The sequence below is a fragment of the Klebsiella sp. KE9456 genome, from assembly GCF_043832615.1.
GTDB classification, from domain to species: domain Bacteria; phylum Pseudomonadota; class Gammaproteobacteria; order Enterobacterales; family Enterobacteriaceae; genus Klebsiella; species Klebsiella indica.
Genome location: NZ_JBDYQK010000048.1, coordinates 1 through 13,298, shown reverse-complemented (window position 1 = coordinate 13,298; position 13,298 = coordinate 1). Strand labels below are relative to the sequence as shown.

Sequence of the window (13,298 nt, the reverse complement as noted above, 5' to 3'; positions counted from 1 at the left end):
GCCAATAGAAACGTTACTTGATGGAAAACGCATCTGGGCTGAGAAAAATTTAAGCCAGATGTAATCTGACAGATACCTGTATAAATAACCGGTAACTGTCAGATCAGGTCTGAGCTAATACAACTTATATCACGATCAGTCCATCCAGTTGTGCTAATCAAGTTGCGGGACAAAAACGCTGCAGGTGTTTTTGAACAGCGCCTGCACTGGCGCTAAGTGACGAGGTTCGGGGATGGGGCAAGTTATTGCCAGCCCACATGTCACCTCTGGCACGATAGATAAAAATAAAAGCAATTATATAAAAGTCCCCCGCGAATCATACGGGGGATAAAAGATCACTTACCGGACCATGACCGAAGCGCGTTCTGACGAGCCTGCAACTGCTCTCCGGCCGACAATTTATAGTATCCGGGAGTCAAGGCGCCTTCCCAGTCACCATACATAGGATTAGGCAGGATGATATAACGAGTACCGAACAACTTCTGGTTATCTTCCGCAAACTGACGCCGTTCTGCTGATGCTTTGTGATAGGTGGCGGACCCAAAATCGTTAAGATTATCGCCGATATAAATGATAACGTTATAACCTTCCGCAGCGATGCTATTGAAGCGGGCCTGCTTGTTTGAACTGTCTGTTTTCAGGAGAACAGTCTTTTCATTCACATCAGGGAACCCCAATTGGCGCATGTTTTCGATGGTTGCGGTAAAGTCCTGCTGAGCTCTGTTCGATACGTAAAAAATGGTCCCGTTATGCCGGGAAATGTAACGGGCGAATTCAACTGCGCCGGGAACGGCCAACGCTTGTCTGGATTGTGTCCACTGTGACCATGTCTTATCGGAATAGGGCTGGTTGTGTTTAATCTGCCAGGCACTGTATGCGCTGTTATCCAGCATGGTTTCGTCCAGATCGACGATTACCGCGTATTTGTCCGTTGGCTTTTTGCTCACCGAGTCCCATTCAAGCCGGGCGCTGTTGAATGCCTGATACGCCAGAGCCCGGTACTCCCCGGAAGTCTGAAGCCAGTTCACCGCCATCACGCTCTGGCTGGTCAGTTCTGCTGTATTATGTTTATGATTTAAATTGGCACAGCCGCTCAGGCTGCTAACGATTAACAGACTAAGCGCAAGTGTGGTCTTTTTTTTATACATTGATCTTTATTTCCCTGTGAAATGACGAACATGTTGCCACCGAAATCAGCACTGAATAACTGATGATATACAAAGTGGACATACAGGAAACGTAACATGAAAAAGAAGTTAATGCATCGCACTGATGTATGGGCGATGACCATTTTATTAGCCGCAAGTTTCTCCGTTCAGGCGCAACGTTGTCAGGAAGTCAGGGCCGGGATTGATATGGGCTCAGGAACCACTAAGCTGTTAGTGGCGGAGGTTGATACCTGCAGACAGCACATCAACAAGGTTCTGTTTGAGGATCAACGTCCGGTGGGTTTTAACCAGAACCTGAGTCAGTCAACGGACAACATGCTCAGCCCGGCAATTCAGTCGCAAGGGAAAGCGGCATTGCAGGGATTGTATGAGGAGGCGCAGCGCTTTCATCCCGTGCGGTTTAATGGTGTGGCAACCGCCGTTTTCCGTAATGCGGCTAATGGTTCACAGGTTATTGCTGCATTTAACCAGGCCGTGCCGGTCAATCTGCGGGTCATTACTCAGCGACAGGAAGCCGAGCTTGGATTTTTATCGGCAAAAAGTATGTTAACTGAGCACGTTAATAACGATCAGATTGTCGTCTGGGACATTGGCGGGGGCTCAATGCAAATGACGACATGGAATCAGCAACATGATAAATGGCAGCCGGAGATTTATCAGGGGAAATTAGCTTCGGTTACCCTGAAGAATTATATTATCGATGTGGCAAAAGGTCGGGATGTCCATCAGGTAACTTCACCTAACCCTATTGGCTCTTATCGGGATGCCGCATTACGTTTTGTGCGCTTCTATGCCACAAATGATATTCCCCCAGGAATAAAACAGGCATTAACCACGCGTAAGGTAATTGGCATTGGCGGCGTACATAATTATTCTGTGGGAAGCCAGCTGCATATGAAAACCTATGACATTAAAAGTCTGCAAAAATTCTCAGCATCTCAGGTATGGAAGGGAGACTCTGAGTTACACGGCGAATATCGTGATACGGATGTCAGCAATCTTCTGTTAGTCCAGGGGTTTATGGAAGCGCTGCATATTCCCGCAGTGACGGTCGTAAAAGCAAATCTCGTACAGGGATTACTGGTGCAGTAGTGAAAAAAGCCCGAATCGTCCAGATTGATATGCGGGCGTAATATGATATGAAACGTTCCGGACAGGCCAACTATCCCGATAACAGATATCCGGAGCGTTTCAGATTTTCCGTTGGCCAGGCAACTAATCGCGACTTCGTCACTGTAAAAAACGTCCAGAAGTGCTAAAGGATTTTTTTAGCGTATCTGGCCCGTAACCGGAAAAACCGACGGTTATGCACCGGTTTTCGGGAGGATTACCCACGCATTGTTATGGCCGCCCGGCGGGCAGGATAAAGCCGGAACCTGAGCAGTCTGGAGCGTTTTCATGGTTTCATCCTTCCCCCGCCTTCTGCCCAATGGCCTTACAAAGGGTTGCGCACGCTGATGCCCGCTCCGTTTCATGCGAGCGGATATACCCACATCCTACTGACACTCGTCTCATCCGTCACATTTTGTGATCTCCTCCATAAAATATACAAAACAAACTATATAACCAAAAATAACGCTTTATAAGCCGTTAAAAAAGGCGATAGTGTAAATAAAACGAGTTTACAGGACATTTTATTGACAAATTAGTTTACTTTAAAAACTAAAAGGAATGAGACTTTGAAGCTGAATCTTCCCAATACATTAAGACAAATGAACGCCTCAGTGGTCCTCAACGTTATCCGCGAGAACTCTCCCCTTTCTCGCGCGCAGATAGCCAAAGTAACCGGAATAACTAAAGCAACGATTTCAGACATCGTTAGCGATCTGCTGGAAGAGAAAATTATCTATGAAAGTGGCGTAAGCGAAGACGGCGGCCTTGGGCGCAAAGGTATCCTGGTTAACTTCGATCCCAACCATGGACTAGGCATTGGCATTGATTTAGGTGGAACGAAAATCACCTTCTCACTCTTTAACCTCAACGCAGAACTGTTGGCCCGGCAGCAGGAATCGACCTATGACGTCGCAACGCGTCGGGAATTTCTCGACCTGTTCAGTGCCAGTATTCATGCATTTATCGAACAGCAACATATACCTCGTGACAAGCTGAAAGTCATCGGCGTCGCAACACCGGGCATCGTTGACTATCGCAGCGGAACGGTACTCGAAGGTTCCCCTAACCTGCCGGAGTGGGACAACATTCCGCTTGCCGATGAATTAACCGCGCGTCTGAATATCAGGGTCGTACTGGAAAATGATATTCGGGCCGCGTTGATTGGCGAAATGTGGAGAGGAAAATGTCGGCATGTCCATAGCGCCGCGCTTATTGGTATTGGCACCGGCCTGGGCTCAGCGCTACTCATGGATGGAAAAATTATCAGGGGTATCAATAATGCGGCGGGTGAAATTGGCTATATGTTGTTTGAACGTAGCCACCTTAACCAGAACTGGAAAAATAAAGGCTGCTTCGAGAATTACTGCTCCGGTTCCGGGCTCAAGGAAAGAATGTCCGCGCTTAGCGGAAAAAACATGAACGCCCATGAAATACTCACCGCCGCCGCCAAAGGTGAAACTTTGCCAACCATGTTGTTAGAAGAGCTGGCAGATTACTTAACCATCGGCATTCTCAACATGGTGACGATTGCCAACCTTGAAAAGGTCATCCTCACGGGAGGTGTCTCCCAATCCGCAGCACTCTTTATGCCACGGGTACAGGCCAATCTCGACAGGCATTTGTTTGCCAACACCAGGGTATCCGTTGAGCTTTCCGAATTAAACGAAAAAGCACCGTTATATGGAATAGCTATGCTGGCGCTCCATGCGGTCTACCCATCAATTCAATTTATGCCTGACACACAACTTATATAAAGATTAACCCGCAGCCAGAACAAAAGGAGCATTCTATGGCCGGAATCCATCTTCACCCACACGATATTCTTGATGAAGGCGTCGATCCAATACTTGAACGCATTAACAAAATGAACGGCGTCGATCACCTCTTCGTCGAGGTCAATACCATCTTTGAACGCAACCCCTATCCTACTGGCCGGCTGCCGCACAATCCTAAGCATGAGTTTGTGCAAGGTACTGCCACACTGCATGCCAGACTCGACATGCCACCACAGCGTCTGCATCAGCGCGTGGATCCCACTATTCTTGCTGGTTCAGATCCTCTTCAGGATCTGAAGCGGGCAACCGATAACAGCCCGTATAAGGTGATCCCGTGGGTTAACATTCTCAATGGCGACTTTGCCGGACAGATCGAAAACAATCAGGTGATCGATTTTCGCGGCAACCCGGTTGAACACTGGCTATGCCCTAACGGACCGGACGTTATTGAGCTCTGGATAACGACGTTCAGCGCAATCAAAGCACAGTACGGTTATTCAACTTTCCTGATTGACCGCATCCGCTATCCCGACTGGGCAGGTAAGAACGTCAGCCCCAGAGGGTTATTCACCTGCTTCTGCCCGCACTGTCAAAATGAAATGGCCCGGGTCGGTATTAATGTAGATGCAGTACGCGTACGTCTGGAGACGCTGGCGTTTCAAATGCGGTCGGGCCAGTATGACGCCACTGTCGATGCGCTATTAAATGACGAACTGCTGCAACGCTGGATGGCGTTCCGCCAGCATAGCATCTCCCGCTTTGTACAGAACTTGCTGTCCGGAATTGGCGACAGAGATGCCGGGCGTAACGAGCTATGGCTCGATCTCTGGCCGCCAGCCTACGCCTGGATTTTAGGTCAGGATTATCAGGCCCTCACCCGCTCTGCCAAAGCGCTGAAGCATTTCCCCTACCACAAGCTCGGCGGCGGCGCGGACGTTCAGGGGCTCATTGAATATTTCGCCAAAGATGACGCACAGCATGAAAGCGCCTTCCGCGCCTTTATGCGCCTGTTCAATCTGCCCTACGACATCAGCTATCAACAGTTCAAAACGGAAGGCTTCCCGATCGAATTTGTTAAACAGCAAAACAACCTTGTCCGTGAAAAATCTCAGCCGGGGACCTTTATTTACAGCGGAATTCAGATGTGGAATTTGCCTCCGTCGGCACTACTGGAAGCAATTAATGCGGCGGAACAGAGCGATTGCGACGATCTGCTTTATTACTGCTATGGCTGGGCAGAGCAGTCACTTTTCGACACCGTAGGCAATCATTACCAATAACCTACTGGCTAACATAGGGAAATCAACGATGGCTAACCAACAAAAATGGAAAGTATTTTTCTTGCTGTTCGTCACCATGTTTCTTCTTGGCGGCATACAGAACACAAAGGGCCTGATACTTGAGCAGGTACAGCACGACATCAATCTGAACATGGGGCAAATAGGAACGCTGATCATGTTTTTCCAGATAGGCTTTCTGGTCGCCAGCCTGCTTACCGGCTACTTTACCGATAAAAAAGGGCTAAAGATCATGATGTTGATTGGTTCGCTGATGATGGCCGTCGGCCTGGTCGGAACCAGTCTGGCATTCAGCGTGCTGCTGTTTTTCGGCTTCTATCTAATTGTCGGTCTGGGCATCGGCTCGATGCTGGTATCAATCATTACCGTCATCCCGACCTTCTATAAAGAGAAATCCGGTATGATGTTCAACGTCTCCAACGCCATGTTCGGTGTTGGTATGATCGCCACTCCGCTGATTTTACAGCAGCTTTTTTCCCATCACATCTCATGGCGCCTGTTCTATGTTGGGATCGCCGTTATTGTCGCCATCATTATTCTGGTGCTCAGTAGCCTGAAGCTGGAAAAAGCGCAGGGTATGGACATGCAGCTCTCTGATTTTATGCATATTCTCGGCCAGAAACGCTTGATGCTGGTGATTGGTTTTATCCTGTTCTACGTCGCTGCCGAAGCCGCTTTCCTTAACTTTTTCCCTATATTCTACAGCTCGCTCGACATTGCTGGCGCTTCCGCGGAAGACAAGATGGTCACGGCGGCTTATGTCATCTCCAGTTTTGCCATGCTGTTCACCATCGGCCGTTTTATTGGCGGATTTATCAACCTTAAGCTCGGCGACCGTAATACTTTAATCCTGTTTTCTCTCTTGTCGCTGGTTGCCATTATTGCCAGCCGCTACTTCGCCAGCCAATTCGTTTATTTGTTTATGGTGTTCGGTTTTGCCATGTCGGTACTGTTCCCTACAGCCTCTGCGGTGGCGACTAAACTCACCGATAAAAGCGGTTCAACCATGGGACTGATTTACGTCGCCTCAGGAATGGGGGGCGCTTTTGCAGGCTGGCTTATTGGCCAGATATCCCAAATGTATGGTGTCTCTCTGGGCTTTAACTTGATTATCGCTTTCGTCGCAGTTTTCTTTATTCTTACCTTGTTTGTCAGAGACAATATAAAAAACTAAGCGCTGTGAGACAGCGATATCCCCCGGCATAATCTTTCCATTTTGCCGGGGGTCTCACATAATTATTCACCATATACCCTAAATAATTCGAGTCACATGACAAAACGGTTAACCATTTTGTCCTATTTGCGAAAATTATTGACATTAATCAAAACATCCACACCGTTTTTTGTTCAGAAAGGAATGAGGAAAAAGCAAAAAGGGAAATAATTATGAATGAACATGTAGAGGTAAAACTCGCTTTTCCTTTATGGAAAGGTATTCTGACAATAATAACAGGGTTATTAATCTGGTTTACCCCGCCACCCGTTGGCCTGGATGCGCTGGCCTGGCATATGTTTGCGATATTTGCCGCCACTATTTTCGCCATCATATTAAAAGTCATGCCGATGGGTGCCGTAACGATGGTAGCGCTGGTTATTTCCACGATAACCGGCCTTACCCCTATTTCAGGAGGTGGAGGTACAGGAAAAGTAACGGCGCTGTCAGGTTTTTCAAATGGTACGATCTGGCTTATTGGTATAGCCATGTTCATTTCCCGCGCGGTAATTAAAACCGGGTTAGGGAGACGGGTAGCGCTGTGGTTCATCTCAAAATGCGGCTATAGCATGCTGGGCGTCGCCTACGGACTGGCTCTTTCCGATCTGGTTCTCGGCCCCGGTATCCCATCAGCCTCCGCCCGTGGCGGCGGTATAATGTATCCGATAACCCAGTCTATCGCCTCCGCTTATAAGTCAGAACCCGGCCCTACCGCCAGGAGAGCGGGGGCTTTTCTGATGATTTGCGTTTCTCAAATAGATGCCATCATCTGCGCAATGTTTCTTACCGCGATGGCTGGTAATCCATTAATAGCCGAGCTGGCTTTCAGTCAGGGTATTCAGATTAACTGGATGACCTGGTTTCTGGGGGCAATCGTCCCTGGTATACTTGCGCTGGTGATAATTCCCCTGTGTCTTTATTTTCTATATCCGCCAGAGTTAAAAAAGACACCAGAAATCCCCGGCATCGCACGTGAAGAATTGCGGAAAATGGGAGCCATGACACTTGCAGAGAAAATCCTGGCATTCGATTTTGTATTGCTAATCCTTCTGTGGACAGCTGGAGATATTCTTTTCAATATTCCCGCCACACTCTCGGCATTTATTGGCCTGGTCATTTTGCTTCTCTCTAATATAATGTCGTGGAAAAATATCATTGAAGAGAAAACGGCCTGGGATACTATGTTCTGGTTTGCCGTATTGGTCATGATGGCAAATGCGCTGAATAAATATGGTATGATAACCTGGATTTCAAAGGGCATCGTCGGCTATGTCGGTCACTTTGACTGGCTGTTAGTATTCATTGTGCTGATACTTGTATACTTTTATACCCGCTATTTCTTTGCTTCCGCAATGGCGCATATTTCTGCAATGTATCTTGCTTTTCTGGCTGTGTCGGTATCCGTTGGCGTCCCTCCACTGCTTGCCGCACTGACGCTGGGATATACTTCCAATCTCTCAATGGGCCTGACTCAGTACTCAGGCGGTCCGGGGCCTGCGCTATTTGGCTCGGGATATAATACTACAGGCCAGTGGTGGGGAATAAGCTTCCTGGTTTCCATTGTATCTATTGCGATCTGGCTATTAGCCGGCGGAATGTGGATGAAAATTATTGGCCTCTGGTAGGCAAAAATAAGTTTCCAGATGGCCTGACATTTATCTGGATGATACAGAGCCTAAATAATTTGGGTTGCTTAAATGCCAACAAGCGAAGCCGACACATAAGCAACCTGAGGGATGACGGGGAAATTAGCTTCAGTTACCCTGAAGAATTACATTATTGGTGTAGCAAAAGGCAAGGATGTCCACCAGGTAACGTCCCCTAACCCTATTGCTTCTTATCGAGATGCCGCATTACGTTTTGTGCGTTTCTACGCCATAAATGATATTTCCCCAGCAATGAAACAGGCATTAACCACGCGTAAAGTAATTGGTATTGGCGGTGTACATAATTATTCTGTGGGCGCACAGCTTCATATGAAAACGTATGACATTGCAAGCCTGCAGAAATTCTCAGCATCTCAGGTATGGAAGGGAGACTCAGAATTACGCGGAGAATATCGTGATACCGATGTCAGTAGTCTTCTTTTAGTCCAGGGGTTCATGGAGGCGTTACATATCCCAGCAGTGACGATCGTAAAAGCGAACCTTGTACAGGGATTACTGGTGCAGCAGTGAAAAAAGACTCCGAATGAGAACATTCAGCGTATCAAATTCATATAATCATTCCATCAGGTAGTCTTATTATTGGTTCATCGCAGGTTAGCGTGAACCAATAGAAAACGGCAGTCAGAAGGTTTAGGTTTGTATTCGCCAAAACACACCCTGAACCTTCAAAACTGCCGTTACCATGAATGCTAACCTGATTTCTCTTCTCTGGAAAGGATTCAGTGTCTTTTCTTGCACTGAAATTGCCCACGATACCCTGCTCATCCGCTTTTGATCCTATCATAAGCGGCTTACCCGAATTGTTCCGTCAATATGACCTCATGAGACACGGCCGATGGTTCGCAAAGTACATCACGATTTTTTGCGCCCTTTAACCACCGGTTTTTCCTCTCGCTCAGGTTTGGCCGCCTTTGTGGGGGGGGTATCCCGCAGGTTGAGATTGACAAAATATTCCTTACCCAGAATTTTCCCGCTACCCAGCCACTCGATCCCCCGGTAGGTCAGCCTGAACCCGGCATCGCTGCGCCGCAGGATATTTCCGCTACCGTCAGACACCACATATCCGGTTTCATTCAGCAGATTTACCGTCATGGTCTGCTCCCTGGTATCACGATACATCTGCTGTACTGAACTCAGATAATCGCCTGCCAGATCCGCCAGCGACTGCTTTACGCGCACATCGATCATCGCTGCCGTTTGTAGCTGGTTACCCAGATTCGTCGCCAGCAGCGCATACAGCTGGGCCGTTGCTTTCGCCAACGCCACCTGCACCTTCACATCCTGAGCAAATTTCGTCGTATCCCAGACGAAAATCTGGCGTTCGGTGGTTACCGTTTCAGTTTTTTGCTCTTCCCACAGCTTCCATTTCGCTGGTGCAGGTAACAGCTTCTCTTCGCTAACCTGTTCTTTCTTCACGCTGCGGTAGCGGAGGTTATCTGGCGCATTGAACAGCGATGTCGCCAGGTATGAAGCGCACACGCTCTGCTGCTGGCGGGTATTACCGTGGACTAAAACGGAGAGTGGGCTTCCCTGCACAGGTACGGCAGCCACATTCACTTTGCTTTTTTCCAGCGCCCGAATGATATCCGCGCGAACGCGATCGCCACGTGCCAGGTCACATACCAGGCCCATCACCTGTTCGTTAACCTTGCCGTTGACCTTCGGCACCTGGCTATTTAGCGAATCGGTTATCAGCGTGTATGCCGGTATTGATATCACCGCAACCGTGGTTGTCGTGGCTGCTGACGGGATTTCTGCCGCCGCCATCCCTGACGCTGACAGGGAAGCAAGCATCACCATTAGTGCGCTACGCTTAAGCTTTCCTTTCATTCCTGTATCCTCTTTAAAAATGTTACTGCACGTTTATCGTGATACGCCGGTTCGGTGCCAGGCAGGCGATTGTTGCGGCAGATTTTCTCCCTGCACACTGCACCCGTGGCATTGATTTCCCCATCCCGAGAGAAGTGATAACACTCTCCGGCAGACCGTTTGCAACCAGCACCCGCTTCACCGACTCCGCCCGGGCCTGCGACAAGCGCAGATTATCTTCTGTGGAACCGAAGCGATCGGTATAGCCGGTAATGGTTATCCGGCGAACGTCCATACCGGACTGGCGAATATCCATCGCCAGTTGGCGGATTTGCGCTTCCCCCTGAGCGCTTAACTGCGCGCTGGCAAATGCAAACAGGGCTTCAGCATTCAATTCACGCTGCATGACGGCAGGCTTCGCCGGTGCCTGCTGTGCCAGGCAGTTTTCCGGCAGGAAGTACGTGTCACCCACTTTCAGATCGCTGTCGTATAGCACCTTGTACTGGCATGTCACCTCTGAACCACCGGCGGTCGGGAAGTGGAATATATAATCCCACTCCTTAACCCGCATCACGCCTTCCTTAAAGTGCGGGACGCCAAGCAGCTCATATACCTGGGCTTTGGTCATCCCTGGCTTGATTTTCACCAGCGCCCCGACATCCGGGTAACTGCCTTCACTTCTGATCGCTGACTCTTTATCGGGGAACACTGGCTGTGCCGTCTTCCCCTCCGCATCGGGGTTACTCAGGCTCTGGGTACATCCTGTCAGCAGCAGTACCACACAGACAGAGGCCAGCAAACCTAACTTCATCTGTTTCATCATCATTTCTTCCTTTAAAATCCGGGACAAAGCCCCGCCGCTATGGACGGGGCCTCCTGCTGCCTGTTACCACTGATAACCCACACCGATAGAAGCACCGAAGTCGCCCTGACTGTTCGTGGAACCGGACACCTTCGTTACCCATTTACCGTTGTCAGAAATGGTGGACATACCAAACGCGATTGCCGACTGCCCCTGATAGGTACCACCACCCAGCCCCACCATGCTTGCACCTGGAGAATAAGGCTGCGGCAAGCTGGACATTGCCATCGCACCCGCAATACCGGCGCTCAGTTTGTTCTTCTGGTCGTTAACCATGTTTTTCAACTGGTTAAACTGCTTATTGGTGTAGTTAACCGATTCAGAGACGCCCTGCTTCAACTGACCAACGTTCACCGCATCTGTGTTTTCCGTACCCGCAGCAACGTTGGTTATTTGGCGTTCACCACCGGAATAGCCCATTGAGACGGTATTCTCACGGCTGGCGACGGAGTTAACCCCCAGCGCCACCGAGTTTTTGGCCGTGGCCGACGAACCGTTACCCAGCGCGACAGAGTTTGCACCAGACGCCGATGCCTTCGTCCCCACCGCCATGCTGTTGCTGCCGCTGGCTGACGATCCGGCACCACCCGCAAGTGAATCGCTGCCAGTAACGGTTGGTTTGGCGTAGTTGCTGGTGTTATTCACCTGGAACATACCGTCCTTACCGCTGCTGATATTGGTCACGTTATTGGTGATACTGCCGGTAGCATCTTTCAGCTGCGCCACGTTCACCGCATCGGTGTCTTCCGTACCCGCAGCCACGTTAGTTATCTGGCGTTCGTTACCGACGGAGCCGACAGAAACCGAGTTATCGCGATCAGCAACGGAGCCGCTGCCCAGCGCCACAGAGTTGCTGGCGGTCACCGAGGCATTATCGCCAATGGCTATGCTGCCGGTGCCCGAGACGCTGGCATTATTACCGGTAGCGATAGCGCCATTCCCGGAAGCCTGCGCACCATTACCGGTCGCAATGCTGTTATTACCGCTGGCAACTGTACCCTGACCGAGGGCGACAGCGTCCGTTCCACTAGCTATTGCATCAGGTCCGGTCGAGTTCACCTTCAGATAACGCATGGTCGGCATTACCGTATTGGTGTAAGACTCCTCGATATTGGTTACCCGATAATCGAGGTTATCGACCTTCTGGTTGGTGGCATACAGCTGGGAGCCGTTCACCGCGTCGGTGCTGGTGCTGCTCAGCTCCCCCGCCGCCACGTGGGTGATTGTGTTCACCGCCGTATCCCCGTGACTGGCCGAGAAGGCCCCTTTATCTGCATCCCACAGCAAGGCATCGTTCTGCAGCCCGCCGACGCCGGCGTTCAGGTTCTCCACCGAATCTCCCAGTGCGCTGATGTTCTGCGTGTTCTGCGCGATATTCGTGGTGTTGGTCGCCACATTCTGGTTGGTGGCGTACAGCTGCGAGCCGTTCACCGCGTCGGTGCTGGTGCCGCTCAGCTCCCCGGCCGCCACGTGGGTGATTGTGTTCACCGCCGTATCGCCGTGGCTCGCCGAGAAGGCCCCTTTATCTGCATCCCACAGCAGGGCATCGTTCTGCAGCACGCCGACGCCGACGTTCAGGTTCTCCACCGCCGTATTGGTGGCGTACAGCTGCGAACCGTTCACCGCATCGGTGCTGGTCTCTGACAGACGACCCGCCGCGACGTGAGTGATGGTGCGTTCCGCCCCTTCACTGCCCACACTCAGCGTGCTCGCCGGGTTCGCCCCCGCAAACGCGTAGTCGGTGCCGCGCAGCGTCACCCCTGAGGTGCCCACCGCCGCTTCCGTCAGTGAGCCCGCGCCCAGCGCGATATCCCCGGCGTTGTTCGCCACCGCGCCCGTCCCGATTGCAACAGAGTCCAGCCCCAGCGCCTGCGAGTCTGCCTCCGTTGAATTGGCATGGAAGTACTTCGTGCCGCCGGTGTAGACGTTCTCCACCGAATCGCCCAGTGCGCTGATGTTCTGCGTGTTCTGCGCGATATTCGTGGTGTTGGTCGTCACATTCTGGTTGGTGGCGTGCAGCTGGGAGCCGTTCACCGCATCGGTGCTGGTGCTGCTCAGATCCCCGGCTGCCACGTGGGTGATTGTGTTCACCGCCGTATCGCCGTGGCTCGCCGAGAAGGCCCCTTTATCTGCATCCCACAGCAGGGCATCGTTCTGCAGCCCGCCGACGCCGGCGTTCAGGTTCTCCACCGCCGTGTTGGTGGCGTACAGCTGGGAGCCGTTCACCGCGTCGGTGCTGGTGCTGCTCAGCTCCCCCGCCCCCATGTGGGTGACTTTCTGGTCGCCCGCGTTAACCCCTGCGGTGGTGATCGCCGGCCCGCCGCTGATCGTCAGCCCGCTGCCGTCCAGGGTGGTGGTGCCGCCGATGATCGCCGAGGCGAATTCCGGGCTG

The 13,298-nt window shown here is 51.0% G+C and carries 10 protein-coding genes; 6 read left to right on the top strand and 4 right to left on the bottom strand.

Going from position 1 to position 13,298, the window contains the following annotated elements:
- Positions 1-335 precede the first annotated feature (335 nt).
- A complete protein-coding gene (locus ABK821_RS25105) occupies positions 336-1,148 on the bottom strand; it encodes a 5'-nucleotidase, lipoprotein e(P4) family (RefSeq protein ID WP_138363252.1) in 813 nt (270 codons plus the stop codon).
- 96 nt (positions 1,149-1,244) lie between these two features.
- Here ABK821_RS25105 and ABK821_RS25100 point away from each other — a divergent pair, with 96 nt between their 5' ends.
- The 6 genes from ABK821_RS25100 (at position 1,245) to ABK821_RS25075 (ending at position 8,745) form a co-directional block, all read left to right on the top strand.
- Entirely contained in the window at positions 1,245-2,261 is a 1,017-nt protein-coding gene (locus tag ABK821_RS25100) for a phosphatase (protein WP_308561146.1), read from the top strand.
- Between the two features lie 587 nt (positions 2,262-2,848).
- The gene (locus ABK821_RS25095; RefSeq protein WP_241675678.1) at positions 2,849-4,036 is read left to right on the top strand and encodes an ROK family transcriptional regulator; all 1,188 of its coding nucleotides are present in this window, start codon (positions 2,849-2,851) and stop codon (positions 4,034-4,036) included.
- A 35-nt stretch (positions 4,037-4,071) separates the two neighbouring features.
- The gene (locus tag ABK821_RS25090) at positions 4,072-5,337 is read left to right on the top strand and encodes a hypothetical protein (protein ID WP_343179163.1); all 1,266 of its coding nucleotides are present in this window, start codon (positions 4,072-4,074) and stop codon (positions 5,335-5,337) included.
- Positions 5,338-5,365: 28 nt separating this feature from the next.
- Positions 5,366-6,529, top strand: a complete 1,164-nt coding sequence (locus tag ABK821_RS25085) for a sugar MFS transporter (RefSeq protein WP_142501830.1) — start codon at positions 5,366-5,368, stop codon at positions 6,527-6,529.
- A gap of 212 nt (positions 6,530-6,741) precedes the next feature.
- Entirely contained in the window at positions 6,742-8,193 is a 1,452-nt protein-coding gene (locus tag ABK821_RS25080; RefSeq protein ID WP_138363255.1) for a DASS family sodium-coupled anion symporter, read from the top strand.
- A 111-nt stretch (positions 8,194-8,304) separates the two neighbouring features.
- Positions 8,305-8,745 (top strand): hypothetical protein, encoded by a 441-nt coding sequence (locus ABK821_RS25075; protein WP_343179162.1) that lies wholly within the window; start codon positions 8,305-8,307, stop codon positions 8,743-8,745.
- A 342-nt stretch (positions 8,746-9,087) separates the two neighbouring features.
- Here the strand turns inward: ABK821_RS25075 and ABK821_RS25070 are convergent, their stop codons facing one another.
- The 3 genes from ABK821_RS25070 to ABK821_RS25060 all read right to left on the bottom strand — a co-directional run.
- Entirely contained in the window at positions 9,088-10,065 is a 978-nt protein-coding gene (locus ABK821_RS25070; protein WP_343179161.1) for a hypothetical protein, read from the bottom strand.
- A gap of 22 nt (positions 10,066-10,087) precedes the next feature.
- The gene (locus ABK821_RS25065; protein WP_343179160.1) at positions 10,088-10,867 is read right to left on the bottom strand and encodes an OmpA family protein; all 780 of its coding nucleotides are present in this window, start codon (positions 10,865-10,867) and stop codon (positions 10,088-10,090) included.
- A gap of 63 nt (positions 10,868-10,930) precedes the next feature.
- A partial coding sequence (locus tag ABK821_RS25060; RefSeq protein ID WP_395034207.1) for a YadA family autotransporter adhesin occupies positions 10,931-13,298 on the bottom strand: 2,368 nt, incomplete at its 5' end.